24 protein-coding genes are annotated in these 25,077 nt (G+C 67.8%); 9 read left to right on the top strand and 15 right to left on the bottom strand.

Annotated elements, in window-relative coordinates:
* Positions 1 to 8 precede the first annotated feature (8 nt).
* From gloA to CLU95_RS06425, 8 genes are all read right to left on the bottom strand, one after another.
* Complete coding sequence (gene gloA / locus CLU95_RS06460; protein WP_099791505.1) at positions 9 to 422, bottom strand: lactoylglutathione lyase; 414 nt, start codon at positions 420 to 422, stop codon at positions 9 to 11.
* Between the two features lie 57 nt (positions 423 to 479).
* On the bottom strand, positions 480 to 1,160 hold the full coding sequence (locus tag CLU95_RS06455) for a glutathione S-transferase family protein (protein WP_099791503.1): 681 nt from the start codon (positions 1,158 to 1,160) through the stop codon (positions 480 to 482).
* Positions 1,161 to 1,262: 102 nt separating this feature from the next.
* Positions 1,263 to 2,519: a hypothetical protein gene (locus CLU95_RS06450; RefSeq protein WP_143605966.1), complete on the bottom strand. Its 1,257-nt coding sequence runs from the start codon at positions 2,517 to 2,519 to the stop codon at positions 1,263 to 1,265.
* A gap of 14 nt (positions 2,520 to 2,533) precedes the next feature.
* On the bottom strand, positions 2,534 to 3,217 hold the full coding sequence (locus CLU95_RS06445) for an ABC transporter ATP-binding protein (RefSeq protein WP_099791499.1): 684 nt from the start codon (positions 3,215 to 3,217) through the stop codon (positions 2,534 to 2,536).
* Entirely contained in the window at positions 3,214 to 4,899 is a 1,686-nt protein-coding gene (locus CLU95_RS06440) for an ABC transporter permease (RefSeq protein ID WP_099791497.1), read from the bottom strand. The genes CLU95_RS06445 and CLU95_RS06440 overlap by 4 nt, the downstream gene beginning before the upstream one ends.
* Positions 4,900 to 4,933: 34 nt before the next feature.
* The gene (locus tag CLU95_RS06435) at positions 4,934 to 5,995 is read right to left on the bottom strand and encodes a Fe(3+) ABC transporter substrate-binding protein (protein ID WP_099791495.1); all 1,062 of its coding nucleotides are present in this window, start codon (positions 5,993 to 5,995) and stop codon (positions 4,934 to 4,936) included.
* 182 nt (positions 5,996 to 6,177) lie between these two features.
* On the bottom strand, positions 6,178 to 7,053 hold the full coding sequence (locus tag CLU95_RS06430) for a methyltransferase, TIGR04325 family (protein ID WP_143605965.1): 876 nt from the start codon (positions 7,051 to 7,053) through the stop codon (positions 6,178 to 6,180).
* Positions 7,054 to 7,166: 113 nt separating this feature from the next.
* Complete coding sequence (locus CLU95_RS06425) at positions 7,167 to 7,733, bottom strand: PaaI family thioesterase (protein ID WP_099791491.1); 567 nt, start codon at positions 7,731 to 7,733, stop codon at positions 7,167 to 7,169.
* A gap of 75 nt (positions 7,734 to 7,808) precedes the next feature.
* On the opposite strand from CLU95_RS06425, the gene CLU95_RS06420 reads away from it, so the two are divergent.
* The 4 genes from CLU95_RS06420 (at position 7,809) to CLU95_RS06405 (ending at position 11,891) form a co-directional block, all read left to right on the top strand.
* Positions 7,809 to 8,264 carry a MarR family winged helix-turn-helix transcriptional regulator gene (locus CLU95_RS06420; RefSeq protein WP_099791489.1) on the top strand — a complete coding sequence of 152 codons (456 nt, stop codon included), beginning with the start codon at positions 7,809 to 7,811 and terminating at the stop codon, positions 8,262 to 8,264.
* A 130-nt stretch (positions 8,265 to 8,394) separates the two neighbouring features.
* Positions 8,395 to 9,711 carry an MFS transporter gene (locus CLU95_RS06415; RefSeq protein ID WP_099791487.1) on the top strand — a complete coding sequence of 439 codons (1,317 nt, stop codon included), beginning with the start codon at positions 8,395 to 8,397 and terminating at the stop codon, positions 9,709 to 9,711.
* A 15-nt stretch (positions 9,712 to 9,726) separates the two neighbouring features.
* Positions 9,727 to 11,148, top strand: a complete 1,422-nt coding sequence (locus CLU95_RS06410) for an MATE family efflux transporter (RefSeq protein WP_099791485.1) — start codon at positions 9,727 to 9,729, stop codon at positions 11,146 to 11,148.
* A 35-nt stretch (positions 11,149 to 11,183) separates the two neighbouring features.
* Positions 11,184 to 11,891 (top strand): SDR family oxidoreductase, encoded by a 708-nt coding sequence (locus tag CLU95_RS06405; protein ID WP_099791483.1) that lies wholly within the window; start codon positions 11,184 to 11,186, stop codon positions 11,889 to 11,891.
* Positions 11,892 to 11,900: 9 nt separating this feature from the next.
* Here the strand turns inward: CLU95_RS06405 and CLU95_RS06400 are convergent, their stop codons facing one another.
* The 5 genes from CLU95_RS06400 to CLU95_RS06380 form a co-directional block, all read right to left on the bottom strand.
* Positions 11,901 to 12,230 (bottom strand): hypothetical protein, encoded by a 330-nt coding sequence (locus tag CLU95_RS06400; RefSeq protein WP_099791481.1) that lies wholly within the window; start codon positions 12,228 to 12,230, stop codon positions 11,901 to 11,903.
* A 113-nt stretch (positions 12,231 to 12,343) separates the two neighbouring features.
* Complete coding sequence (locus CLU95_RS06395) at positions 12,344 to 13,108, bottom strand: aldolase (protein ID WP_257214795.1); 765 nt, start codon at positions 13,106 to 13,108, stop codon at positions 12,344 to 12,346.
* A 17-nt stretch (positions 13,109 to 13,125) separates the two neighbouring features.
* On the bottom strand, positions 13,126 to 13,767 hold the full coding sequence (locus tag CLU95_RS06390) for a 2-dehydro-3-deoxy-6-phosphogalactonate aldolase (protein ID WP_099791477.1): 642 nt from the start codon (positions 13,765 to 13,767) through the stop codon (positions 13,126 to 13,128).
* A complete protein-coding gene (locus tag CLU95_RS06385; protein WP_099791475.1) occupies positions 13,764 to 14,675 on the bottom strand; it encodes a 2-dehydro-3-deoxygalactonokinase in 912 nt (303 codons plus the stop codon). Before CLU95_RS06385 ends, CLU95_RS06390 begins: the two co-directional genes overlap by 4 nt.
* 287 nt (positions 14,676 to 14,962) lie before the next feature.
* Positions 14,963 to 16,702: an IlvD/Edd family dehydratase gene (locus tag CLU95_RS06380; RefSeq protein WP_099791473.1), complete on the bottom strand. Its 1,740-nt coding sequence runs from the start codon at positions 16,700 to 16,702 to the stop codon at positions 14,963 to 14,965.
* A gap of 201 nt (positions 16,703 to 16,903) precedes the next feature.
* Here CLU95_RS06380 and CLU95_RS06375 point away from each other — a divergent pair, with 201 nt between their 5' ends.
* From CLU95_RS06375 to CLU95_RS06355, 5 genes are all read left to right on the top strand, one after another.
* Positions 16,904 to 17,653 (top strand): FadR/GntR family transcriptional regulator, encoded by a 750-nt coding sequence (locus CLU95_RS06375; protein ID WP_099791471.1) that lies wholly within the window; start codon positions 16,904 to 16,906, stop codon positions 17,651 to 17,653.
* Between the two features lie 83 nt (positions 17,654 to 17,736).
* Entirely contained in the window at positions 17,737 to 18,282 is a 546-nt protein-coding gene (locus CLU95_RS06370; protein ID WP_099797142.1) for a TRAP transporter small permease, read from the top strand.
* Entirely contained in the window at positions 18,279 to 19,580 is a 1,302-nt protein-coding gene (locus tag CLU95_RS06365) for a TRAP transporter large permease (RefSeq protein ID WP_099791469.1), read from the top strand. Before CLU95_RS06370 ends, CLU95_RS06365 begins: the two co-directional genes overlap by 4 nt.
* Positions 19,581 to 19,658: 78 nt before the next feature.
* Positions 19,659 to 20,669, top strand: a complete 1,011-nt coding sequence (locus CLU95_RS06360) for a TRAP transporter substrate-binding protein (RefSeq protein WP_099791467.1) — start codon at positions 19,659 to 19,661, stop codon at positions 20,667 to 20,669.
* 83 nt (positions 20,670 to 20,752) lie between these two features.
* Positions 20,753 to 21,952, top strand: a complete 1,200-nt coding sequence (locus tag CLU95_RS06355; RefSeq protein ID WP_099791465.1) for a mandelate racemase/muconate lactonizing enzyme family protein — start codon at positions 20,753 to 20,755, stop codon at positions 21,950 to 21,952.
* Between the two features lie 12 nt (positions 21,953 to 21,964).
* Here CLU95_RS06355 and CLU95_RS06350 read toward each other — a convergent pair whose 3' ends face one another.
* A complete protein-coding gene (locus CLU95_RS06350) occupies positions 21,965 to 23,017 on the bottom strand; it encodes an endonuclease/exonuclease/phosphatase family protein (protein WP_099791463.1) in 1,053 nt (350 codons plus the stop codon).
* Between the two features lie 113 nt (positions 23,018 to 23,130).
* Positions 23,131 to 24,963 carry a DEAD/DEAH box helicase gene (locus CLU95_RS06345; protein WP_099791461.1) on the bottom strand — a complete coding sequence of 611 codons (1,833 nt, stop codon included), beginning with the start codon at positions 24,961 to 24,963 and terminating at the stop codon, positions 23,131 to 23,133.
* Positions 24,964 to 25,077 lie beyond the last annotated feature (114 nt).

The following is a 25,077-nucleotide window of genomic DNA, read 5'->3' as shown; positions in this document are numbered from 1 at the left end:
GAAACGGCTCAGCGCAGGCCGCCGCCCGCGGCGTTCTCGTTGCGCTGGATCAATTCAATCTTGTAGCCGTCGGGGTCCGTCACGAAGGCGATCACCGTCGTGCCGCCCTTGACCGGACCGGCCTCGCGCGTCACGTTGCCGCCCGAGGCCTTGATCTTGTCGCAGGCCGCGTAGGCGTCGGGCACGCCGAGCGCGATGTGGCCGTAGGCGGTGCCGAGTTCGTAGCTCTCGGTGCCCCAGTTGTAGGTGAGTTCGATCTCGGCCTGGTCGGGGTTGCCGTTGCCATAGCCGACGAAAGCGAGGCTGTACTTGTACTCGGGGTTTTCCGACGTGCGCAGCAGCGTCATGCCGAGCACCTGCGTGTAGAAGTCGATGGAGCGCTGGAGATTGCCAACGCGCAGCATGGTGTGGAGAAGTCGCATCTCGTGGGTCGTGTCGTTATGGGGGGGAGGGCTATTGTCGCCCTCTGATCCTGGCGATCAAGCCGCCAGCGTCAGCAGGTGTGCCTGGTGCTTCTTCAAGAAATCCATCAGGTGCTGCGGGTACTCGGGCACGACCGCCGCACGCACGCTGGGGCGCGCCGCCAGCGCATGGCGCCAGGCATTCACCCGGGGCAGCGCATCGAACAGGTGCGAATCGTTGATCGCGTCGAACACCTCGAAGTAGCGGAACACCGGCGCGAACACCGCGTCGACGAGGCTGAAGGCCTCGCCCGCGAAGTAGGGGCCTTGCCCCAGCGCGGCCTCGACGCGTTCGAATTTGGCCGCCAGTGCCTCGCGCTTTTGCGCGAACACGGCGGCGTCCTGCGTGGTTTCGTAGCCCCACAGGTCGGCGAGGATGGCCGAGCCGAATTCCATCCATGCACGGTGCTGCGCACGTGCGAGCGGGTCTTCGGGGTGCAGGCGGGCGCCGGGTTGCGTCTCCTCGAGGTATTCGCAGATCACGTTGCTCTCGAACAGCACGGCTTCCGTGCCATCGGGCTGCTGCACCTTCAGCAGCGGCACCTTGCCGAGCGGCGAGATGTCGAGGAACCACCGGGGCTTGTTCGCGAGATCGATCACGACGCGCTCGAAGGGCACATTTTTCTCGTGCAGCGCGATCGCGGCGCGTTGCACGTACGGGCACAGCAGGTGGCTGACGAGGGTGAGGGCCTGGGTCATGTGGCTTTCCGTTCTCGAAGAAATGGGTGGTCTGGATCGCCGCGATTCTTGCGGTCCTGAACAACCTTTTCTGGAAAAGCCCATTCGGGCGCCGATTGATTGCTACGGCTTGGGAAAAAGGTACGCGCCGGCCGCAGGCCTGAGAAGGGGCTTGAGTTCGGTGAACGGCAGCGCCACCGTGGTGCCGAGGCAGGCGCCGAGCGCATGCGGCACGCCGCTGACAGCGACGGCCAGCGCGTCGCGCTCGCGGGAGCGCTCGAAATGCAACGCCAGGTACTCGGGCCACACCTCGTCGCAGCCCGCGTACTGCTGCGGGTCTGCGGCGGCTGCGGATTCGGGCCCGCGCCCCTCTGCCTTCAGCTTCTTCCCGATCAGCGCCATGAGCGTTTTGCTTGGCGCGAACCCTTCCGGTGTCTGGGTGAACGCGCGGAAGAGGCGATGGAAGTCGAGGTATTCGCCGCGGACCAGATCGAGCGTGTAGGGCGCGTAGTGGTTGTGGGGATGGGCGCCGCCGCAGTCGGTGCTCCCCGATTCGACGATGCTCATCAGCGTCGGGCTGAGAAAGGTGACGCGCACCGATTCCGCGTCGTAGTTTCCCAGCGAGCCGGCCGCCGGATGCGTCTCGGTGTAGAGGGTGGCCTTGCATTCGAGCGCGGCGAGGTTGAGCTGCCCATGCCTGCGCGCGAGGAGGGCGTTGACCTTCTCGACCACGCGCGCATCCGGGTGCCGGGTGAGCCGCGGATAGGAAAAGCGCGTGCGCGGATCGATGACCATGCGCCATGCCATGAGGCCGCTGACGTGCTCCGCGCCTTGCTTGAGCGGGGTCTGCAGCTTGAGGTAGTCGTAGGGCGCCGTCTCGATGGAAACCGGTGCGTCCGAAACCACGCCGGTGGCGTTGCCTGGCGGGATGGCGCGCGTCACCGGCTCGGTGGTGCCGGGACGCTTGTCCGGGTCGTACTGGCGAACTTGCCGAAGCTCGAACGCGACGTTCTTCTTGCCGGCGCCATCGCTCCAGCTTCCGGTAAAGGTGTTGCCGGCCACCTGGCCGCGCCACGTCGGACCCGGCTGCCGCGTCTGCGCATCTTCGAACAGCGGCGCATTGCCGCCCTGTGCCGCGCGGTACATCGCATCGCCCTGGATCGGGATCGCTTCCACGAGCGTCGACACCGGTCCTGAGAGCGGAATGTCGACACCGTGGCGGCGATAGAAGTACCGCCCGCCGCCGGAGGCATTCACTTCGAGCACGACCTCGCTGGTGCCCAGGGTGCCTTGGTAGACCGTGCGGACTTCTGCCAGGGCCGGCATCGCCGACCCGAGCAACGTTGCCCACGCGAGGAGGAGTCGGGTCGCGTTGCGCATCGTGGGGCCTTCCGCTACGAGGCGGTCTCCAGCCAGTGCGTGATCCGCCCGTTGTGCATCACCCCGATGCGGTCGGCCATCGCATGCGCCTCGGCCTCGTTGTGCGTGACCAGGATCGCGGTCTGCCCGGCCTTCTTCAGGATGCCGCGCACTTCGGCGGTCAGGCGTTCGCGCGTGCCGCCGTCGAGGTTGGAAAACGGCTCGTCCAGCAGCAGCACGGCGGGCGAGGGCGCCAGTGCGCGGGCCAGCGCGATGCGCTGCTGCTGGCCGCCCGACAGCTCGTGCGGATAGCGCTCGCCGGCTTCGGCCAGGCCGACCAGCGCGAGCATCTCGGCCACGCGCGCCTGCTGCGCCGCGCGGCCCAATCGGCGCAGGCCGAAGGCCACGTTCTTCGCGGCCGACAGGTGCGGGAACAAGGCGTACTCCTGGAACATCATGCCCACGCGCCGCTGCTCGGGCGGCAGGTGCTTCTGGGGCGACGACAGCAACATGTCGCCGAGGCGGATGGTGCCGGCGCGCACCGGCTCGAAGCCGGCGATGGCGCGCAGCACCGTGGTCTTGCCGCAGCCCGAGGGGCCGAACAGGCAGGCGATCTCGCCCGCGGGCAGGTCCAGCGAGAAGCCGTCGACCACCGTGTGCGGGCCACGCGGCGTGTCGTACGCGAGTTGGAGCGAGTCGAGATGAAGCGGTGAACTCATGCAGGGTCCGTGTCGGGAGGCGTCACCGCCGGTGTCGCACCGAGCTGGTTGCGCGCCAGCAGCACCACCGGCAGCAGGCCGGCGAGCACGATGGCCAGCGCGGCGATCGCGCCTTCCTCGTAGGTGCCGCGCGCGGCCTCGGCGTAGAGCCAGGTGGCGAGGGTGTCGAAGTTGGCCGGCCGCAGCAGCAGCGTGGCCGGCAGCTCCTTCATGGCATCGACGAAGACCAACAATGCGCCCGCTGCGATGGCGGGCTGCAGCAGCGGAAGGTGCACGCGGCGCAGCGTGCCGCCGGTGGTTTCGCCGAGCAGGCGCGAGGCCTGCTCGATGGCGGGCGGAATGCGCGCCAGCCCGGCCTCGAGGCCACCCACGGGCATCGCAAGAAAACGGATCGCGCAGGCCACGACCAGCACGATGCCCGCGCCCATCAGCGGCAGGCCCTGCCAGCCCATCGCGCCGGCCAGCGCCGCGTCGAAGGCCAGTGCCGGTGTCAGCAGGCCGATGGCGAGCACGGTGCCCGGCACCGCGTAGCCCAGCGTGGCCGCGCGCGCCTGCCAGCGTGCGCGGTTGGGGCTCGTGCCCTGGCTGCGTGAGGCCCAGGCCACGACCAGCCCCGCGGCCACGGCCACCACCGTCACGCCGGCTGCGAGTGCCAGCGTGTTGCCGAGGCTGGCCACGAGGCCCTGCGAAATGCCGCCGCCCTGGTGCAGCCGCTTGGCGCTTTCCCAGACCAGGTACAGCGCGGGGGCGACGAAGCCGATCAGCACCGGCAGCGCCGCTGTGGCGGTCGCCGCCCAAGCCGCGCCGCCGTGCAGGCGCCGGGGCTGCACCGCGCGCATGCGCTGTGCGGACCCGAAGCGCTGGTGCTGGCGGCCGTTGCGTTCGAGCCAGACCAGCGCCACCACCACGAACAGCATCGCGCAGGCGATCTGCGCGGCGCCGGCCAGGTCGGAGCGCGTGATCCAGGTGGTGTAGACGGCCACCGTGAGCGTGTTCACGCCGAGGAATTCGGAGGCGCCGATGTCGTTGAGCGTCTCGAGCAGCGCCAGGCTCAGGCCGACGGCCAGCGCCGGCCGTGCGAGCGGCAGCGCCACGCGAAAGAACGCGCCGCGCCGGTTCTCGCCCAGCGTGCGCGCCGCTTCCATCAGGTGCGCCGGCTGGGTCATGAACATCGCGCGCGCCGTCATGTAGACGTAGGGGTAGAGCACGAAGCCCAGCACGAAGATCGCGCCCGGCATCGAGCGCAGGTCGGGCAGGCGGAACTGGCGCGGGCTGTCGAAGCCCAGCATCCAGCGGATCGCGCCCTGCACGGGGCCGATGGGATGCAGCAGGTCGAGGTAGGCAAAAGCGACGATGTAGGTCGGCATCGCCAGCGGCAGCAGCAGTGCCCAGTTGAGCACGCCGCGGCCGGGAAAGTCATGCGCCGTGACCAGCCAGGCGCAGCCGGTGCCGATCACGAGGACGAAGGTGCCGACGCCCGCGAGCAGCAGCGCCGTGTTGAGCGCCGCCTGCGGCAGCACGTGCGCGAACAGCGGCCCCCAGTGGCCGACGCCCGAGCCGAACGCGAGCCAGGCCAGCGTGAGCACCGGCGCGAGCACGCCGAGTGCGATCAGGAACGACGCGCAGCGCCACGCCGGGCCCGCGGCGCGCAGGCCCGGCGGCTGGCGCCGCGGAATCAGCATTCAGTTGCCGGCACGGTGTGCCCGGCCATGCAGGTCACTGGTCGAAGCCGACCTTGTCGACCAGGGCGCTGGCCTGCTTGCGGTGCTTGGCAATCTCGGTCAGCGGCAGCGGATCGACCTTCAGCTCGCCGATGGTCTGGCCGATGATCGGGTCGAGGGCCACGCCCTTGCGCACCGGGTACTCGTAGTTGGCGTCGGCGTAGAGCGCCTGGGCCGGTTCCGACACCAGGAACTCGAGCAGCTTGACCGCGTTGGCACGTTGCGGTGCGTTCTTGGCCACGGCCGCGCCGCTGATGTTCACGTGCGTGCCGCCGCTCTTGGCGCTGGCGAAGGTCGGGCGGATCACCTTGATGGCGTCGCCCCACTTGCGCGCATCGGTGCCTTCCTTGGCGCTCTTCATCTGGCCCACGTAGTACGAGTTGGCCAGGCCGATGTCGCAGATGCCGCCGAGGATGTCGCGCGCCACGTCGCGGTCGCCGCCGGTGGCCTTGCGCGCCAGGTTGCCCTTGACGCCGCGCAGCCACTGCTCGGTCTTGGCCTCGCCGTCGTGCGCGATCATCGCGGCCACCAGGGCCGTGTTGTAGGGATGCTGGCCGGCGCGGATGCAGACCTTGCCCTTGTACTTCGGGTTGGCCAGGTCTTCGTAGCGGAAGCTGGTCAGCGGCTGGTTCTTGTCGGCGTACAGCACGCGGGCGCGCAGCGAGAGCGCGAACCACTGGCCGTCGGCACCGCGCAGGTTGGCCGGAATGGCCGACTCGAGCGCGGCCGATTTCACCGGCTGCGTCACGCCGCCGTCGACCAGGTCCATCAGGTTGCCGATGTCCACGGTCATCAGCACGTCGGCCGGCGAACGGGCGCCTTCGGCCTTCACGCGTTCCAGCAGGCCGTCCTTCACGAACACCGTGTTCACCTTGATCTTGCTCTGCGCGCTGAACGCCGAGATCAGCGGCTGGATCAGCGCGGCCTCGCGCGTCGTGTAGAGCGTGAGCTCGTCATTGGCGGCGTGGGCGGGCAGGGCGCAGAGGGCGAGCCAGGCGGCGGAAACGCCGAGGAGGGCGTGCGCGGCGCGGGCGTGGACGCCGGAGCGTTCGGTCATGGAAGATCCTCCAGGGGCAGTGATGTGTTCTGGGAAGCATCGGCGCCGCGACTTGCGGTGCCGATGCGAACAATTATCACTGACGAGAGGAGGCGGCTGACCTCTTAGGACTTACAGGCCGAAGGCTTTCTTGCGAAGCACGCCACGGGCTGTGGCCGTGATCCGCATCGGCGTGCATCGATTCAAATCGTGAAATAGAGGCCGCTGAACGTGGGAACGCAGCGCTCGGGAAACCCCGGCAGGTAGATCGAACGCTCGGGAACCTGCCACTGGTCGCGCAGGGTGTAGCCCTGCGCTTCGATCGCCTCGATGAAGTGCCGGCGGTTGTAGACGTGGGTTGGCGCGAAGCAGCCGGCGCCGAGGTTCTGGGTCGTCACGTAGTCCTCGCCGTCATGGAGGGGGAGCTTGTTCAGCAGGACATGCCGTGGCCGTACCTCGCAACGCTGCAGCAGATCGCCGGGGCGCGCATCCTCGACATAGTTCAGGGAGCCGGCAGCGAGCCAGATGTCGTTGCCGGACAGGGCCTGTGCCATGTCCTCGGTGAAACGCAGGGCGCCGGCGTCGGGCTGGCGGGCCATGTCCCGGCCGATGGCAACCAGCGCAGGCACTTCGACGACGCGCCAGCACAAGCCTTGCGGCATCTCGAAATAGCGGCGGTACGCGTAGAAATGGACCCCCACCGACCCACCGATGTCGAGCACCTGGGTGCAACCGTCCCGGAACGCGCGTTCGAGCCACCACATCACCGGATAGTCGTACGCAAAAACCTGCTTCGTGCGAACGTTCACGTACTCGGCCGCCAGGGCTGCGTGGTCGAATTCCGGGCTGGCGGGCAGCCAGTCTCGCGCCTCGGCAAAGTTGTCGAACAGGCCGAAGTAGCTGCCGAAACCGGCTTCGGAAAAAAACTGCTGGCGCCGCCATCGCAGCAGCGCGGGCCGGGTGGCCGGCCCTTCCAAGATTTGTCTGACGACTTGTGACGCGCTCAGGTAGGCCATCAATGCCTCATCCTCTGGATCGATCCAGATAACGAAGATCCGCCCACCGCGCTGTTCGACCAAGGGCAACCGCGCCAAGTTCCCTGGTGTTTTGGCATGCAGCCGGAAAGTTGCGGTTTCCGGGTTACCCCGGCGGCGCGCTGCCTGTTCCGGCCATCAGGCCCCCTGGAAGGGTCTCAGCGCCCCGCCGGCACCTCGAACACCAGGCACGTCGTCGTCGCATGCGCATACAGCGTGCCGTCCGCTCCGACCAGCCGCGCTTCGGCGGTGGCGAGCTGCTTGCCGCAGTGGATCACCTTGCCCTCGGCGCGCACGCGCTGCACCTTCGGCGTGAGGCCCTTGACGTAGTTCACGCTGAGTTCGGCGGTGGTGTAGGCGCGACCGGGCGGCATCATGGTGTGGACCGAGCAGCCCAGGGCGGAGTCGAGCATCGTGGCGACCCAGCCGCCGTGGATGGTGCCCAGCGGGTTCAGGTGCTGCGGCAGCGGCGTGCCCTGGAAGATGGCGATGCCGCGGCTGACCGAGACGATCGTGAAGTCCAGCGTCTTGGCGATGGCGGCGTACGGAATCTCGCCGTTGAGCATCGCCTGCATGACCTCCAGGCCGGTCTTGCCCGCGACCTGTTCGGGGCGCGCGAGGCCGGGGCCGGGGCCGTTGTCGAGGCGCTCGGCGATCTGCCGCTCTTCGGCGATCCATGCGTCGAGCAGGTTGAGGGGGGTGTCGATGGAAGCTTGCTGCGTCATGCCTGTGTTCCTGCTGGGGGCTTTGGTGAGAGAGGTTGATTGCATATGCAATAGTTGCACATACAATAATACCCCATGGACACACCGACCCAACCCCGCGGCTGCACCAGCTTCAAGGTGCGACAGCTTTCGCGCCGCCTGTCGCAGCACTATGACGCCGAGGTGTCGCACAGCGGCCTGAAGACCACGCAGTACTCGCTGCTGTCGCACCTGGCACGGCTCGGTCCCTCGCGCCCCGTCGACCTGGCGGGCGAGCTCAAGATGACCGCTTCGACCCTGAGCCGCAACCTGCAGCCGCTGATCGCCGCGGGCTTCATCGCGCAGAGCGCAGGCGCCGACGCGCGCAGCCTGCTGGTGCAGCTCACCGAAACGGGCGAGGCCAAGCGCCGCGAAGCGCAGCAGCACTGGAAGGCGGCGCAGCAGAAGATCAATGCGCTGCTGGGCGTGGAGCGTGTGCTCGCGCTGCACCAGCTGATCGACGATGCGATGGACCTGCTGGGGGCCGACGACGAGCCCGCCATCGAAGACTGAGCGTCTTTCCACCCCGAGCGATACCGAGACCCCCGACATTTTTCTCACCGCGCGCAGAGGCTGAGCGCGCGAGTGCGTTGCTTGCGTTGCCGTTTTTCCTCCTCCATTCAATTCCAACAGCAGAGGTTCCATGTTCGCCACCCACGTCTCCGCATGGCTGCAACGCCGCGGCATCCACTACGGCTGGATCGTCGCGGCCGTCACCTTCCTGACCATGCTCACCATGTCGGCCGCGCTCGGCCTGCCGGGCGCGATGATGAAGCCGCTCGGCGACGAGTTCGGCTGGAGCACCGAGCAGATCTCGTCCGCGCTCGCGCTGCGCTTTGCGCTGTTCGGTCTCATGGGCCCGTTCGCCGCGGTGCTGATGGAGCGCTACGGCCTGCGCGCCGTGATGTGCGCCGGCCTCACGCTGGTCGGCCTGGGCATGGCGCTGGTCACCACGGCTTCGCAGCTGTGGCAGCTCTTCGTGCTGTGGAGCCTGATGCTCGGCCTGGGCACCGGCATGACGGCGCTGGTGCTCGGCGCCGTGGTGGCCAACCGCTGGTTCGTTGCGCGGCGTGGCCTGGTCGTGGGCATGCTCACGGCCAGCGCGGCCACCGGCCAGCTGGCCTTCCTGCCGCTGGCGGCCTGGATGATCGAGCACTGGGGCTGGCGCTCGGCCATCGTGCCGATCGTGATCGGCAGCGTGGTGATCGGGCTGCTCGCGCTGTGCCTGGTGCGCAATCGGCCGTCGGACATCGGCCTGCTGCCCTACGGTGAAGCGCCCGGCACGCAGCCGGCGCCGGCACCCGCCTTCACGATGAACTTCGCCACGCCGTTCCGCGTGCTGCGCGAGGTGGCGACCAACCGCACCTTCCTGATCCTGGCCGGCACCTTCTTCATCTGCGGCCTGAGCACCAACGGCCTGGTGCAGACGCACTTCATCTCGCTGTGCGGCGACTACGGCATGAGCGCCGTGCCCGCCGCCTCGGTGCTCGCGATGATGGGCGCCTTCGACTTCGTCGGCACCATCCTGTCGGGCTGGCTCTCCGACCGCTACGACAACCGCAAGCTGCTGTTCTGGTACTACGGCCTGCGCGGGCTGTCGCTGTTCTGGCTGCCGCACTCGGAGTTCACGATCTACGGCCTGGGCCTGTTCGCGATGTTCTACGGCCTGGACTGGATCGCCACCGTGCCGCCGACCGTCAAGCTCGCGGGTGCGGCCTTCGGCCCCGCGAAGGTCGGACTGGTGTTCGGCTGGATCTTCGCGGCGCACCAGTTGGGCGCGGCCACCGCAGCCTACGGCGCGGGCTTTGCGCGCACGCTGCTGCTGACCTACACGCCCGCGCTGTACACGGCCGGCGCGGCCTGCCTGCTTGCAGCGGTGATCGTGATGGCGATTCGCCGCCCCGCCAAGACGGTCGCCGCACCCGCTGCCGCCGCCAACAACAATGCCGCGCGCGCCTGAACGCCGGAGACCCGCATGACCACCCCGCAAACCAACGGCGACCTCGACCCGCGCACGCGCCGCCTGCTCGAAGCGCCCATCATCCCCACGCTGCTGCGGCTCGCCGCGCCCAATGTGCTCGTGATGCTGGCGCAGGCCTCCGTCGGGCTCATCGAGACCTACTTCGTCGGCAAGCTCGGCACCGACGCGCTGGCCGGCATGGCGCTGGTGTTCCCCATCGTCATGCTGATGCAGATGACGTCCAGCGGCGCGATGGGCGGCGGCATCGCCTCGTCGATCGCGCGTGCGCTGGGCGCGCGTCGCAGGGGCGATGCCGATGCGCTGGTGTGGCACGCGGTGGTCATCGCGCTCGGCTTCGGCCTGTGCTTCACGCTCGCGCTGCTGCTGGGCGGGCGCTGGCTCTACGGCGTGATGGGCGGCTCGGGCGCCGCGCTGGAAGCCGCGCTCACGTACTCGAACTGGGTGTTCGCGGGCGCGGTGCTGGTGTGGCTCTTCAACTCGCTGTCCGCGATCATTCGCGGCACCGGCAACATGGCGGTGCCGGCCAACGTGACGGTGGTGGGCGTGGTGTTCCTCATTCCGGCGTCGCCGCTGCTGATCTTCGGCATCGGGCCGTGGGGCGGCATGGGCATCGCGGGCGGGGCGCTGGCGCTCTTGCTGTACTACCTGCTGGGTTCGCTCGCGCTCATCGCCTACCTGCGCTCGCCGCGCAGCCTGCTGCGGCCCTCGCTGGCCGCGTTCCAGATGCGCTGGCCGCTGTTCCGCGACATCCTGCGCATCGGCCTGATCGGCACGGTGTCGACCGTCGCGACCAACCTGTCGATCGGCATCGCCACCGCGCTCACCGGCCATTTCGGTGCGGGCGCATTGGCAGGCTACGGCACCGCATCGCGGCTCGAGTACCTGCTGGTGCCGCTGGTGTTCGGCCTGGGCGCGCCGCTGGTCGCGATGGTCGGCACCTGCATGGGCGCGGGGCTGCGCGAGCGCGCGCTGCGTGCCACCTGGGCGGGCGCTGCGCTGGCCTTCGCCATGGCCGAGCTCATCGGGCTGGCGGCCGCGCTGTTCCCGCGTCCGTGGCTGATGCTGTTCGGCAATGACCCCGTGATGCTCGAGACCGGCGCACACTACCTGCGCGTGGTGGGGCCGCTCTATGGTTTCTTCGGCGTCGGGCTGGTGCTGTACTTCGCCTCGCAGGGCGCGGGCCGGCTGCTGTGGCCGGTGATCGGCAACATCGCGCGGCTCGCCGTGGCGGGCACGGGCGGCTGGCTGGCGCTGCGCTGGGGCGGCGGGCTCACCGGCGTGTTCGCGGCGCAGGGCGTGGCGCTGGTGGTGTACGGCATCGTCATCGCTTCGGCCATCGCAGGCGGCGCGTGGTTCGGCCGCGTCGGCTGGCCGCGCACGACGCAGGGTTTGCTGCGCCGCGTGGCACAGGCCTGAAGCGTTTCGGTTTTCTTTTCAACGAAAGGCTCGTCATGCAGATCAAGGATTCCGTCGTCTTCATCACCGGTGCCAACCGGGGGCTCGGCCTGGCGTTTGCCAAGGCGGCACTCGCGGCCGGCGCGCGCAAGGTCTACGGGGCCGCGCGCGACCCGAAGAGCATCACGCTGGCGGGCGTCGTGCCCGTGGCACTCGACGTGACACAGCCCGCGCAGATCGAGGCTGCCGTGCGTGCCTGCGGCGACGTGACGCTGCTGGTGAACAACGCGGGCATCTCGCGCGGATCGAGCTTCCTGGGCTCGCCCGATGCGGTGGCCGCGGCGCGCGCCGAGTTCGAGACCAACTTCTTCGGCCCCTGGGCGCTCACGCAGGCCTTTGCGCCGGTGCTCGCGTCGAATGGCGGTGGGGCGGTCCTCAACGTGCTGTCGGCCCTGGCCTGGACCACGTTCCCCGGCGTCGCGACCTACAGCGCCACCAAGTCGGCGGCCTGGTCGCTGAGCAACGGCTTGCGCAACGAGCTGGCGGGGCAGGGAACGCAGGTCACGAGCCTGCATGTGGCGCTCATGGACACCGACATGGCGGCGCGCATGCCCGGCCCCAAGACCTCCCCCGACGACGCGGCGCGACAGGCGCTGGCAGGCGTGGAGGCGGGGCTGCCCGAGGTGCTGGCCGACGAGGTCACGCGCCAGCTCAAGCAGAGCCTGTCGACCGAGCGGCCCGCGTATGCGAGCCCGCCGGTCTGATCGCGTGCGTCAATAACGGTAGGGGTTGTTCGGACGGCGGTCGTAACGGTTGGGCACACCGTCACCGTCGTTGTCCCGGCGGCCATGGCGGCGGCCTTCCCAGTCGCGACGTCCGTGGTCGTAGTAGCCATGGCGACGCGGGCCGTCGTAGTAGCCCGGGTGGTAGTGGCGCGGGGGCGGCGGCGGTGCGTAGTAGCGGGGGTGGTGCGGCGGCGGGCCGGGTGTCACGTACACCTGGGCCTGGATGAACGGGCCGCCGGCCTGGGCATGGGCGGGTGCGGTGAGGGCGGCCAGCGAGAGCAGGGCGGCGGCACCGAAGGCGAATGTCAGCTTTTTCATGGCGACTCCTGAGGAGTGGTTGCGATGCCTCATCGTCGCGCCATTGTGTGAAGTTCTTGTAAGCCGGAAGCGAAATCGCATGAAGAGCTGTAAGCCGCTGCGATCTCGTCTTTTCAGCGTTTCGGGGCCGGCAGCATGCGCCGCAGCGCCTCGAAGAACAGGTCGGACTGTTCCCGCTCGCCCTGGATCTGCGCCGCCACGTGCGCGGCCAACTGGGCGTTGACGGGCACCAGCGGGCGGCCGGTCGATTGCGCGATCACCTGGTGCAGGCAGGCGCGCTCCAGGTAGTACAGGTCGTCGTAGGTGTGCGCGATGGTGCCGCCCGCCACGATCACGCCGTGGTTCGCCAGAAAGGCCACGTCCTTGCCCGCCATGGCGCGCGCGATGCGCTCGCCCTCGGCGTCGTCGAGTGCCAGGCCGTTGTACTCGGCGTCGATGGCGATGCGGTTCATGTAGCGCATCGCGTTCTGGCTGGCGGTCGGATCGAGCGCGCGATCGACCGTGAGCGTCAACGCCGTCGCGTAGGGCATGTGGCAGTGCAGCACCACGGCATGGCCCGTGAGCCGATGCACCGCGCCGTGGATGAAGAGCGCCGTGGGCTCCACGCGGTGGCGGCCCGCGAGCACTTCGCCGTGCACGTCGATCAGCACGATGTCGTCGGGACCGATCTCGCTCCAGTGCAACCCGCGCGGGTTGATGAGGTAGCGGTCCTGCGCGCCCGGCAGCAACACGCTGAAATGGTTGCACACACCTTCGGACAGCCCGTGATGGGCCGCGGCGCGCAAGGCGAGCGCGAGGTCTTCGCGCAACCGGCGCACGGCGGGGCTGGCGTATTCGGAATCGGCGGACATCGCGGGGGTCTCCTTCTTTCTTGTGATCGATGAGTCGTGTCGGATCAGGCGCGGATCAGGCCGGCCCAGGCGGCCACGAAGCGCTGCGCGTCTTCGCGCACGGCGGCGGCGGTCTTGCCGGGCTTGTAGAGCGACGAGCCGATGCCGAATCCGGCCGCGCCGGCTGCGCGCCACGTGCCCATGTTGTCCGGCGAAATGCCGCCCACGGGCATCACGGGCGTGCCGGCCGGCAGCACCGCGAGCAGGGCCTTCACGACGGCGGGCGAGGCCAGCTCGGCCGGGAACAGCTTCAGGCCCGTGGCACCGGCCGCGAGCGCGCCGAAGGCCTCGGTCGGCGTCATCACGCCGGGCAGGCAGACCAGGCCCAGGCGCGCCGCCTCGCGGATCACTTCCGCGTTGAAGTTGGGCGACACGATCAGCTCGCCGCCGGCCGCCTGCACCTCGCGCACCTGCTTCGCGTCGAGCACCGTGCCCGCGCCGACCAGTGCGGTGGGAAAGCGCTGGCGCATGAGCGCGATGCTCTCCAGCGGCTGCGGCGAATTGAGCGGCACTTCGAGCAGCCGGAAGCCGGGCTCGACGATGGCATCGCCCACATCGGCGGCTTCGGCGGGCGAGAGGCCGCGCAGGATGGCCACGAGCGGCAGGGCCTGCATCGCGGCGTTGAATTTATCGAGGGGTGTGGTCATGCGGCGGGTGTCCTGTCGGTGTCGAGAAAGCCGGAGAGCGTGTGCAGTCCGGCCCAGGTGGCTTCGGCGCCGAGCGTGCGCGTGGCAACGCCGGTGGCGCGCAGGGCCAGGGTGTAGCGCTGGGTGAGGGCGGAGGAGCCGATCAGCACGACCTCGCCGACGGCCTGCAGCGATTGCGTGCGCAGTTCTTCGCCGATGAGCAGGCCCGACAGGTAGCTCGACAGCTCCTCTTTCGGCATGCGCTCGAACAGCGCGAGCGTGCGCGTGCCGAAGGCGTTGTGCAGCAGGCCGTGGCCGTTCTCGGAGCGCGTGACGCCTTCGAGGAACGCGGCTTCGTCGAGCGGCGCAGCGGCATCGAGCGTGCGCGCCAGGATCGAGTGCTGGCTCAGCAGCGCGTAGAACTCGCCCGTCATGTAGGTGCGAAAGCCCGCGACGCGGCCTTTCTTGACCGTGGCCCATTTGTTGTGGGTGCCGGGCAGCACGAAGACGCCGTCGTCCAGGCCGGTGATCGCCATGGCGCCGAGGATCTGCACCTCTTCGCCGCGCATCACGTCGGGCACGCCGGCGTGCTCGTCGCTGAGGCCCGGCACGATCGCGATGCGCGCGCCGGGGATGGCATCGATGTCGATGATCTTGCGGCCCACTTCCACGCGGCCTGCGGGGCAGGGGCAGTAGGGCGCTTCGACCCATCCCTGCTTGCTGCCGGCCATGCCGGAGATCAGGCAGCGCGTGTCTTCGAGGCGCATCCAGTCGCCGAACAGCGACTCGAACACGGCGGGGAAGCCGCCTTCAGGCACGGTGAGGATGCCGCGGGCGTCGCTGCGTTCTTCGATGACTTGCCCGCTCGGGTCGAGCAATGCACCGCGTAGCGAGCTTGTGCCCCAGTCGATGGCGATGAGTCTTGTCATGTCTGTCGTCTTGCGTTTGAGGATCTGTTCGAGGTACGTGCACAGGACATCGGGTACTCCCCTCCGCGAATGTCCCCCGCTTCGCTCCTCCTTGATTTCGCTGCGGGGAGCACCCGGTGCCCCGTACACGAGGGCACGCTTCGGGTGCTCGCCGATCAACGACCGCTGCTGACAACGATCACGCTGGCGGTGTGCCTTGCGCAGCGAAATCAAGGAGGAGCCCGAAGGGCGGGGGACATTCGCGGAGCAAGGTACGCCGTCGGCGTGATCGCACCCTGAAGCTCTTCCTAGTGATTGTCTCGCGGCACAAAAGCCCCACGACGTCCGCGCAGAAAGTCCAGGTCAGCCCCCTGGTCGGCCTGCAGCACCGTGTCGACGTAGAGCTTCCAGTACCCCGAGTCGAGCGGTGCCTTGGGCGCGACCCACTTCGCGCGGCGCTTCGCCAGCTCTTCGTCGCTCACATGCAGGTGCAGCTTGCGGTTCGGCACGTCGAGCTCGACGATGTCGCCGTCCTGCACCAATGCCAGCGGGCCGCCTGCAGCAGCTTCAGGCGCGGTGTGCAGAACGACGGTGCCGTAGGCGGTGCCGCTCATGCGCGCGTCGCTGATGCGGACCATGTCCGTGATGCCCTTGCGCAGCACCTTCGGCGGCAGCGGCATGTTGCCCGCTTCGGCCATGCCGGGGTAGCCCTTGGGGCCGCAGTTCTTGAGCACCATGATGCAGTGCTCGTCGATGTCCAGGTTTTCGTCGTCGATGCGCTTGTGCAGGTCGTCGGCGCTCTCGAACACCACGGCGCGGCCCTTGTGCACCAGCAGCTCGGGCGTGGCGGCGCTGGGCTTGATGATGGCGCCGTTGGGCGCGAGGTTGCCGCGCAGCACGCAGATGCCGGCCTTGTCCTTGAAGGGCTCGGCCTGGGTGCGGATGACCTGCGGGTTGTAGTTCTCGGCGTCCTTCACGTTCTCCCACACGCTCTGGCCGGTGACGGTGAGGATGTCCTTGTGCAGGTGGTCGGCGATTTCCTTGATGACCACGGGCAGGCCGCCCGCGTAGCAGAAGTCTTCCATCAGGAACTGGCCCGAGGGCTGCAGGTTCACGAGGCAGGGCAGGTCGGCGGCGAGTCGGTCGAAGTCGTCGAGCGTGAGCTCGACGCCCATGCGGCCCGCAATGGCCAGCAGGTGGATCACGAAGTTGGTCGAGCCGCCGATGGCCGCGTTGACCTTGATCGCGTTCTCGATCGCTTCGCGCGTGAGGATCTTCGACATGTTCATGTCTTCATGCACCATGTCGACGATGCGCCGGCCGGCTTGCCGCGCGAGCACGTTGCGGCGGCCGTCGACGGCGGGGTAGGCCGCATTGCCCGGCAGGCCGATGCCCAGCGACTCGACCATGCTGGCCATGGTGCTGGCCGTGCCCATCGTCATGCAGTGGCCGTGGCTGCGGTGCATGCAGCTCTCGGCCTCGAAAAAATCTTGCAGCTTGAGCGTGCCGGCGCGCACCTGTTCGCTCATCTGCCACACGCCGGTGCCCGAGCCCAGCTCCTGCCCGCGCCACTTGCCCGAGAGCATCGGGCCGCCCGACACGCCGATGGTCGGCAGGTCGACGCTGGCCGCGCCCATCATCAATGCGGGCGTGGTCTTGTCGCAGCCCATGAGCAGCACCACGCCGTCGAGCGGGTTGCCGCGGATGCTTTCTTCGACGTCCATGCTCGCGAGGTTGCGGTACAGCATGGCGGTGGGACGCAGCAGCGTCTCGCCGAGCGACATCACCGGGAACTCGAGCGGGAAGCCGCCGGCCTCGTACACGCCGATCTTCACCTGCTCGGCGAGCGTGCGGAAGTGCGAGTTGCAGGGCGTGAGTTCGCTGAAGGTGTTGCAGATGCCGATGACCGGCCGACCGTCGAACTGGTCGTGCGGCACGCCCTTGCCTTTCATCCAGCTGCGGTAGATGAAACCGTCGCGGTCGTTGCGGCCGAACCATTGCTGGCTGCGCAGTTCGCTGGCGGGTTTTTTCTTCGGAGCGTTGCTCATGGGATGTGTCTCTTTGTCGTGGATCTGGCGCTGAAATCCTCAGGGTTTTTCCTGCCGGAAGCCCCTTTCAATCATCATATGATAAGCGTGACAAGCTGTCGCGCATTCAGGGTTTTCGAGCGGCCGGCACAGGCAGAACCGCCTGAATCCGGCCTCGATACGGGTAGGTAAACAAGCACCGGACACCACCAGAACCACCGCATGATCAAGAACGTCCACGGCAACACGGTCGATCGCATCGGCAGCGACATCGTCGCGGGCCGCTATGCGCCCGGCGCGTCGATTCCGCCGGAGCCGCTTCTGTGCGAAGCGCTCGGCGTGAGCCGGACCGTGGTGCGCGAATCGATCAAGTCGCTCATTGCCAAGGGCCTCGTGACCAGCGGGCCGAAGGTGGGTACGCGCGTGCAACCGTCCGACCAGTGGAACTGGTTCGATGCCGACGTCATCGTGTGGCAGACGCAGGCAGGCCTGTCGGCCGAGTTCCTGCGCGACCTGCAGGACCTGCGCCGCGTGGTCGAGCCGGCCGCCGTGGCTATGGCCGCTCAGCGCGCCACCGCCGAAGACATCGCCGACATGGAAGACGCCTACGCGGGCATGAAGCGCGCCATCGAGTTCGGCGGCGACTACATCACGCCCGACCTGCGCTTTCACCAGGGCCTCATCCGTTCCAGCCACAACCGCATGCTGGTGCAGATGAGCCGTGCGCTGGGCGCGCTGCTGCGCACCAGCTTCGAGATATCGACCTCCCGCAAGGACGGGCCCGCGAGTTCGCTGCCGCTGCACCGCGCGGTGCTCGACGCCGTGATTGCACGCGATCCGGTCGCTGCCGAAAAAGCCGTGCGGGTGCTCATCGACGGCGCGCGCCACGACATCGAGACCGTGCTGGCCTCGCGCAAGAAGCTGCCGCGCATCAGCCGGCCGGCGACACAGCTCAAGGCCTTTCCGCTCTAGCAGGCAATCAAGCCAACGACAGCGCAGAGCGACCCTTCTTCCCTCCCAAAACAACACTGGAAAGTCAGGAGACGCAGATGCTGATGCAAAGGGCAATCGACGGGTTTTTTCGCCTGCTGGAGTTCCTCGTCGTCGTGTGCATGGTGGCGATGGTCGTCATGGTGTTCGGCAACGTGGTGCTGCGCTACGGTTTCAATTCGGGCATTTCGGTGTCGGACGAGATGTCGCGCTATTGCTTCATCTGGCTCACCTACATCGGCGCCATGGTGGCCATGCGCGACGGCGCGCACCTGGGCGTCGACACGCTCATCAAGCACCTGCCGCTCATGGGCAAGAAGGTCTGCTTCTTCCTGAGCCAGTCGCTCATGCTGTTCTGCAATGTGCTCTTCTTCATGGGCACCTACGAAATGCACGAGCTGCAGGTGACCAACATCTCGCCCGTGGTCGGCATCTCGATGATCTGGATCTACGGCATCGGCTACGTGGTGTCGGTGGTGATGGGCCTCTTCAACATCGACAAGCTCTGGCGATTGTTCCGGGGCAGGGTGCCCGACCAGGAACTGATCCAGGTCATGGAATCCGAAGACCAGGTGCTCGACGCTGCCGCGCACGGAAAGGTGGCGCCATGACCGTCACCATCTTCATCGTCTCTTTGCTCGGCGCCATGGCACTGGGCATTCCGATCTCGTACTCGCTGCTGGTGTGCGGCGTCTCGCTGATGGGCTGGCTGGCCTACACCGGCGGCCTGCCGGCCTTCGACAGCCAGATCATTGCGCAGCGTTTTGTCGACGGTGCCGACAACTTCCCGCTGCTCGCGGTGCCGTTCTTCCTGCTGGCTGGCGAGTTCATGAATGCGGGCGGGCTCAGCCGGCGCATCGTGAACCTGGCCATGGCCTGGGTTGGCCACTACCGCGGCGGCATGGGCTACGTGGCGGTGCTGGCGGCGATCATCATGGCGTCGCTGTCGGGCTCGGCCGTGGCCGACACGGCTGCGCTGGCCGCGCTCCTCATCCCCATGATGAAGGCCGCCGGCTACCAGATGAACCGATCCGCCGGCCTCATTGCCGCGGGCGGCATCATCGCGCCGGTGATCCCGCCGTCGATCGGGCTCATCGTGTTCGGCGTGGCGGGCAACGTGTCGATCACCAAGCTGTTCCTCGCGGGCATCGTGCCCGGCATCCTGATGGGGCTGGCGGTGGGCGTGGCCTGGTGGATCGTGGCCCGAAAGGACAACGTGAAGTCCTCGCCGCGCGTGCCCTGGGGCGAGCGGCTGAAGGTCTCGGCGCAGGGCAGCCTGGCGCTGGCGCTGCCGGTCATCATCATCGGCGGCATGAAGTTCGGCGTCTTCACGCCGACCGAAGCAGCCGTGGTCGCGGCCGTCTATTCGCTCGTGGTGGGTCTCTTCATCTACCGCGAGCTCAAGGTCAAAGACCTGTACCGCCTCACGCTCGCGGCGGGCAAGACCACCGCGGTGGTGATGTTCCTCGTGGCCGCCGCGATGGTGAGCGCCTGGCTCATCACGGTGGCCAACATCCCGACCGAGGTGGTGGCGCTGCTGGAGCCCTTCCTGGGCAACAAGATCCTGCTGATGTTCGTGATGATGGTGCTGATCGTCATCGTGGGCACCGCGCTCGACTTCACGCCCACCGTGCTTATCCTCACGCCCGTGCTGATGCCCGTGGTACTCAAGGCCGGCATCGACCCGGTGTACTTCGGCGTGCTGTTCATCATGAACAACGCCATCGGCCTTATCACGCCGCCCGTGGGCACGGTGCTCAACGTGGTGAGCGGCGTGGCGCGCATCTCGATGGACGATGCCTTCAAGGGTGTGATGCCCTTCTTCATCGCCCACCTGGTGGTGCTGTTCACGCTGGTGTTCTTCCCGCAGCTCGTGACCGTGCCGCTCCAGTGGTGGATGGGGCGCTAGTTTTTCTTTCCTGTTCTTTTTCCTGTCAGTCAGTCAGTTCGTTCAATCAACCAACCCCTCGAATCGAAGGAGACAAGCATGTTGTTTCGCAGAACCCTGATGACCGCCGCCCTCGTGGCCGGTGGCCTGCTGGCGTCGACCGGCGCCCTCGCGCAATTTGCCGAACGCACGATCAAGTTCACCAACGGCGTGAACGAAGACCACCCCGTGGGCGTGGGCGTGAAGAAGATGCAGGAAGTGCTCGCTGCCAAGACCGGCGGCAAGATGAAGATCACGGCCTTCTGGGGCGGCGCCGCGGGCGGCGACCTGCCGGCCACGCAGGCGCTGCGCGCCGGCACGCAGGAAATGGTGTGCACCTCGAGCTCGCCGTTGGTGGGCATCGTGAAGGAACTCGGCGCCTTCGACCTGCCGTTCCTGTTCGCCAACGAGAAGGAGGCCGACGCGGTGCTCGACGGCCCTGCGGGCGAGTACTTCAACAAGAAGCTTGAAGCCGCCGGCCTCGTGAACCTGGCCTACTGGGAGAACGGCTTCCGCAACCTCACCAACAGCAAGAAGCCCGTCACGAAGGCCGAGGACTTCGAAGGCGTGAAGCTGCGCGTGATGCAGAACAACATCTTTCTCGATTCGTTCAAGACGCTGGGCGCCAACGCCGTGCCCATGGCCTTCGGCGAGGTGTTCACCGCGCTCGAGACCCGCACCATCGACGGCCAGGAGAACCCCTTCGTGACCATCGAGACCTCCAAGTTCAGCGAGGTCCAGAAGTACCTGAGCGTGACGCGCCACGCCTACACGCCCTTCCTCATCCTCTACAGCAAGAAGCTGTGGGACCAGCTCAACCCGCAGGAGCAGGCGGTGCTGCGCGAGGCCGCGAAGGAAGGCCAGAAGGTCCAGCGCGAAGCCAACCGCGCGCTCAACGAGAAGTCGCTCGCCAGCCTGCGCAAGACCATGACGGTGAACGAAGTCTCGGCGGCCGAGCAGAAGCGCATGCTGGAGAAGGTCAAGCCCGTGTACGACAAGAACGTGCCCAACATCGGCACGGAAGCCGTGGGCGTGGTGACCGACGCGCTGAAGAAGGCGCGCGGAGGCTGAGGCTTTCAGCCATGCGTTGACTGTGTGCAAGAGCCGCGCGGCATTCGCCGCTGCGGCTCTTTTCTTTTTGCGGAACCCTTCTCATGAAAATCACGCACCTTGAAACCATCCGCCTCGGCGAGTTTCCCAACATCCTGTGGGTGCGCCTGCACACCGACGAGGGCCTGGTCGGCCTCGGCGAGACCTTCATGGGCGCCGAAGCGGTCGAGGCCTACCTGCACGAGTGGGCGGCGTTCAAGCTGCTCGGCACCGATCCGCTGCAGATCGAGGCGCGCAACCGAGACATCACGGGCTACCTCGGGTGGCGCGGGTCGGGCGTGGAAACGCGCGGCAACTCGGCCGTGGACATCGCGCTGTGGGACCTGTTCGGCAAGGCCGCCAACATGCCTGTCCACACGGCGCTGGGCGGCAAGAGCCGCGATGCGATCCGCATCTACAACACCTGCGCGGGCTACCAGTACATCCGCAGCGCCACCAACCAGACCAGCTCGAACTGGGGCTTGGCGAACAACAACGGTCCCTACGAAGACCTGCAGGGTTTCCTGCACCATGCCGACGAACTGGCCGAGTCGCTGCTGTCCGAAGGCATCACGGCCATGAAGATCTGGCCCTTCGACCCGGCGGCGGAGAAGAGCCACGGGCAGTACATCAGCCATGCCGACCTCGACACCGCGCTCGAGCCCTTCCGCAAGATCCGCAAGGCGGTGGGCGGCAAGATGGACATCATGGTCGAGTTCCACAGCCTGTGGCGGCTGCCGATGGCGCAGAAGATCGCGCGTGCGCTGCAGGAGTTCGACACCTTCTGGCACGAAGACGCGATTCGCATGGACAGCCTCGACCTGCTCAAGCAGTACGCGAAGGACTGCCAGGCGCTCGTCTGCGCGAGCGAGACGCTGAGCTACAAGTGGGGCTTCAAGGACTACCTGCAGACCGGCGTGGCCGGGGTCGCGATGCTCGACCTGAGCTGGTGCGGCGGCCTCACCGAGGCACGCAAGATCGCCGCCATGGCCGACGCCTGGCAACTGCCCGTGGCACCGCACGATTGCACGGGGCCGGTGGTCTGGGCCGCGTCCACGCACCTGAGCCTGCATGCGCCCAATGCGCTCATTCAGGAGAGCGTGCGCGCCTTCTTCACCGGTTGGTACAAGGAACTCGTCACCGAGCTGCCGAAGGTCGAGAACGGGATGATCAGTCTCAACGACAAGCCCGGCCTCGGCCTGGAGCTGCTGCCCGACCTGCACAAGCGCGCCGACGCGATCGTGCGGGTGTCGAAAGCGGCGTAGCGCCGTCGTTCGTCAGCGGTTGTCGTCGGTGCGCAGCCGCAGCAGCGCGCGCACAAAGCCGTGGTCCGAGCGCGAGCGGTCGCGGCCTTCGTGCAGGTGGTCGTTGAAGTAGTCGACGCGGCGCACGTCGCCCAGGCTGTGGCGGCTGCTGGCGACGAACTCCTCGCTCACGAGGATCTGGTCGAGCACATCCGGAAAGCCCTGGTGGATGTGCGAATAGGCCACGTCCTTCTTCAGCGCCGACTCGCCCTGCATCTCGTAGGCGTTGAACAGCGCCACGTCGCGCGCGGCCTTGTCGTAGGCCACCTCGGAGGTGGCGGCCACCAGCTGCGTGGTCACGCTGTGCGGGTTGTCGTTGAAGTCACCCATCACCACCAGCGGCACGTTGGTGCCCTGCAGCAGGTCGATCACGATGCAGCGCAGGGCCGCGGCCTCGGCGCCGCGCATCAGCAGCGAGCGCAGCGAGGCCATGGCGCCGATCTTGCGGTCGTCGCGGTCTTCGAGGGGGTTGCCTTGCGCGTCCTGCAGGAACTTGGGGCGTTTGGACTTCAGGTGCACCGTCAGCACATGCACCTGCTGGCCGTGCTTCATGCGCACGGTGACCAGCAGGGGCGGGCGCTCGAAGCGCGTGTGCGGGCCGAGGCCCGGCACGTCGACGCCGAAGCCCGGCGGAAAGTCGACGAAGGACTGCGTGCTTTCCACCTGCAGCCGCGTCACGATGCCGACGCGCGGCGTGCCTTGTGCGCCTGGCCGACCGGGCGTGCCCGGCGGGCTCGCGGGCGGCGGCGTGTTCTCTGCGCCCGGCACCGAGACGAAGTCGTAGCGCAGCCCGCTGCGTCCGATGGCGGCTTTCAGCGCCGCTTCGTCCCACACCTCCTGCACCGCGAGCACGTCAGCGTTGAGCGCATGGATGCGCTCGCCGATCCAGTCGATCTTGCGTTCGTATTCGCGCTCGTTGTAGGCGTCCTGGTTCTCGTAGTACACGCGGTTCGGGTTCGCGAGGTTGAGCAGGTTGCAGGTCGCGACGAAGAGCGCGGCGTAGTTGGGCGGGATGTAGGAGGGCATGGCCCGCACATTGTGTCCTGAGACGGTGTCAACGAACCTGCCGCGCCCGCCAGCCGGCAGAAACGAAAAAGGGCACCGAAGTGCCCTTTGTGGAATCAACGCGTGTGTGCGTTTCAGCGACCGAACGAACGACCGCCGCCGCCGCCGGAGCGGTTGCCGCCACCACCGCCGCCGCCGCCACCGCCGTAGCCACCGCCACCACCCGAGCGGCCACCGCCACCCGAACGGTTGCCGCCGTAGCCGCCACCACCGCCGCCGCCACCCGGGCGACCGCCGCGACCGCGACCACCCATGTGGTCGACGCTCGTGCGCAACGGATCCGGCTGGCCGGCTGCACCGCCGCCTGCGACGGCTTCAGCGCGCAGGTGCGCGACCTGGTTGGCTTGCGTCGGGCTGTGGCTGTTGCCGTGATGGCGCGGTTGGCGCTCTTCATGCGGCGTGTGGTGATGCGGCTGCTGCGGTGCGCGCGGCTGGCCTTGTTGCGGGCCGCGACCTTGTGCGGGACGGGCTGCGCCCGGGCCGCGCGGGCCCTGGCCTTGGCCTTGGCCGCCACCGTTGGCATTGCGGCCTTGACCGCCGCCGCCCTGGCCGCCACCGCGGCGTTGACCGCCGCCATTGCCGCCACCACCACCACCACCGCCGTTGCCGCCGCCCTGGCCGGCCTTGTTCTCGCGGATGCGCGACATCATTTCGGTGCGGGCGGCCTTGGCGGCTGCCTGCATGACTTCGCGGCTCGGCGGACGGCCGGCGCCGCCCCAGATCGTCTGGCGACCCATGGCGATCGGCTCGGCGCGTTCGCCTTCTTCAGGACCGAAGCCCTCGACCTTCTGCACCGGAATCGTCTGCTTCGTGAAGCGTTCGATTTCCTGCATGAAGCCTTCTTCGTCCAGGCACACGAAGCTCACGGCCTCGCCGCTCGAACCGGCGCGGCCGGTGCGGCCGATGCGGTGCACGTAGTCTTCGCTGACGTTCGGGATTTCGTAGTTCACGACGTGCGGCAGCTCGTCGATGTCGATGCCGCGGGCCGCGATGTCGGTGGCCACCAGCGCGCGGATGTCGCCGCTCTTGAAGCCGGCCAGCGCCTGCGTGCGCGCGCTCTGGCTCTTGTTGCCGTGCAGCGCCATCGCCTCGATGCCGTTCTTGGTGAGGAATTCGGCCACGCTGTTGGCACCGAACTTGGTGCGTGTGAACACGAGCACCTGGCTCCACTTGTGCTCGTTGATGATGTGCGCAAGCAGCGCCTTCTTCTTGCCGCGGCCCACGGGGTGGATCACCTGCGTGATGCGCTGCACCGTGGTGTTGCGCGGCGTGACCTGGATGCTCTGCGGGTTCTTGAGCAGCGAGCCGGCGAGGTCGCGGATCTCGTCGCTGAAGGTGGCCGAGAACAGCAGGCTCTGCTTTTCCTTGGGCACCAGGGCCAGGATCTTCTTCACGTCGTGGATGAAGCCCATGTCCAGCATGCGGTCGGCTTCGTCCAGGATCAGCATCTGGACCTGGCTCAGGTCGAGCATGCCTTGCTGCTGCAGGTCGAGCAGGCGGCCGGGGGTGGCCACGAGGATGTCGACGCCCTTCTTGAGCTTGCTGATCTGCGGGTTCATGCCCACGCCGCCGAAGATCACGGTGGAGTCGAGCTGCAGGTACTTGCCGTACGTACGCACCGACTCTTCGACCTGGGCCGCGAGTTCACGCGTGGGGGTCAGCACGAGGGCACGGATGCCGATGCCGCCGAACTTGTTGGTGGCACTGCGGCTCATGGTGAGCTTGTGCAGCATCGGCAGGGTGAAGGCCGCGGTCTTTCCGGTGCCGGTCTGGGCGCCGCCCAACAGGTCGTGGCCGTCGAGGACCACGGGAATGGCTTGTGCCTGGATGGGCGTAGGGGTGTCGTAGCCGTGTTCGAGCACAGCCTTCAAGATGGCCGGAGCCAGCTTCAGTTCGTCAAAATTCATTGTGGAAACAACAAGCGCCATACACGGCGCAGTGGCATCGGCCCGCTTGGCGTCTTGGCGACGCCGAGCCAGTCAAGGCAGATGAAGGTCAGGGGTGGGAGCCGGAAAACCCGT

The organism is Variovorax sp. 54 (assembly GCF_002754375.1).
Lineage (GTDB): Bacteria > Pseudomonadota > Gammaproteobacteria > Burkholderiales > Burkholderiaceae_C > Variovorax.
The sequence above is the reverse complement of the archived record's forward strand: the minus strand, read 5'-3'. Positions and strand labels throughout refer to the sequence as shown.

Excerpts from the sequence above, each read along its gene's own strand:
- CLU95_RS06370 (WP_099797142.1), top strand. The coding sequence starts at position 17,737 with ATGCAAAGGGCAATCGACGGGTTTTTTCGCCTGCTGGAGTTCCTCGTC.
- CLU95_RS06400 (WP_099791481.1), bottom strand. The coding sequence starts at position 12,230 with ATGAAAAAGCTGACATTCGCCTTCGGTGCCGCCGCCCTGCTCTCGCTG.
- CLU95_RS06450 (WP_143605966.1), bottom strand. The coding sequence starts at position 2,519 with ATGCGCAACGCGACCCGACTCCTCCTCGCGTGGGCAACGTTGCTCGGG.
- CLU95_RS06385 (WP_099791475.1), bottom strand. The coding sequence starts at position 14,675 with ATGACAAGACTCATCGCCATCGACTGGGGCACAAGCTCGCTACGCGGT.
- CLU95_RS06345 (WP_099791461.1), bottom strand. The coding sequence starts at position 24,963 with ATGAATTTTGACGAACTGAAGCTGGCTCCGGCCATCTTGAAGGCTGTG.
- CLU95_RS06390 (WP_099791477.1), bottom strand. The coding sequence starts at position 13,767 with ATGACCACACCCCTCGATAAATTCAACGCCGCGATGCAGGCCCTGCCG.
- CLU95_RS06410 (WP_099791485.1), top strand. The coding sequence starts at position 9,727 with ATGACCACCCCGCAAACCAACGGCGACCTCGACCCGCGCACGCGCCGC.
- CLU95_RS06425 (WP_099791491.1), bottom strand. The coding sequence starts at position 7,733 with ATGACGCAGCAAGCTTCCATCGACACCCCCCTCAACCTGCTCGACGCA.
- CLU95_RS06365 (WP_099791469.1), top strand. The coding sequence starts at position 18,279 with ATGACCGTCACCATCTTCATCGTCTCTTTGCTCGGCGCCATGGCACTG.
- CLU95_RS06415 (WP_099791487.1), top strand. The coding sequence starts at position 8,395 with ATGTTCGCCACCCACGTCTCCGCATGGCTGCAACGCCGCGGCATCCAC.
- gloA (WP_099791505.1), bottom strand. The coding sequence starts at position 422 with ATGCGACTTCTCCACACCATGCTGCGCGTTGGCAATCTCCAGCGCTCC.
- CLU95_RS06355 (WP_099791465.1), top strand. The coding sequence starts at position 20,753 with ATGAAAATCACGCACCTTGAAACCATCCGCCTCGGCGAGTTTCCCAAC.
- CLU95_RS06350 (WP_099791463.1), bottom strand. The coding sequence starts at position 23,017 with ATGCCCTCCTACATCCCGCCCAACTACGCCGCGCTCTTCGTCGCGACC.
- CLU95_RS06445 (WP_099791499.1), bottom strand. The coding sequence starts at position 3,217 with ATGAGTTCACCGCTTCATCTCGACTCGCTCCAACTCGCGTACGACACG.
- CLU95_RS06360 (WP_099791467.1), top strand. The coding sequence starts at position 19,659 with ATGTTGTTTCGCAGAACCCTGATGACCGCCGCCCTCGTGGCCGGTGGC.
- CLU95_RS06380 (WP_099791473.1), bottom strand. The coding sequence starts at position 16,702 with ATGAGCAACGCTCCGAAGAAAAAACCCGCCAGCGAACTGCGCAGCCAG.
- CLU95_RS06455 (WP_099791503.1), bottom strand. The coding sequence starts at position 1,160 with ATGACCCAGGCCCTCACCCTCGTCAGCCACCTGCTGTGCCCGTACGTG.
- CLU95_RS06405 (WP_099791483.1), top strand. The coding sequence starts at position 11,184 with ATGCAGATCAAGGATTCCGTCGTCTTCATCACCGGTGCCAACCGGGGG.
- CLU95_RS06435 (WP_099791495.1), bottom strand. The coding sequence starts at position 5,995 with ATGACCGAACGCTCCGGCGTCCACGCCCGCGCCGCGCACGCCCTCCTC.
- CLU95_RS06375 (WP_099791471.1), top strand. The coding sequence starts at position 16,904 with ATGATCAAGAACGTCCACGGCAACACGGTCGATCGCATCGGCAGCGAC.
- CLU95_RS06440 (WP_099791497.1), bottom strand. The coding sequence starts at position 4,899 with ATGCTGATTCCGCGGCGCCAGCCGCCGGGCCTGCGCGCCGCGGGCCCG.
- CLU95_RS06420 (WP_099791489.1), top strand. The coding sequence starts at position 7,809 with ATGGACACACCGACCCAACCCCGCGGCTGCACCAGCTTCAAGGTGCGA.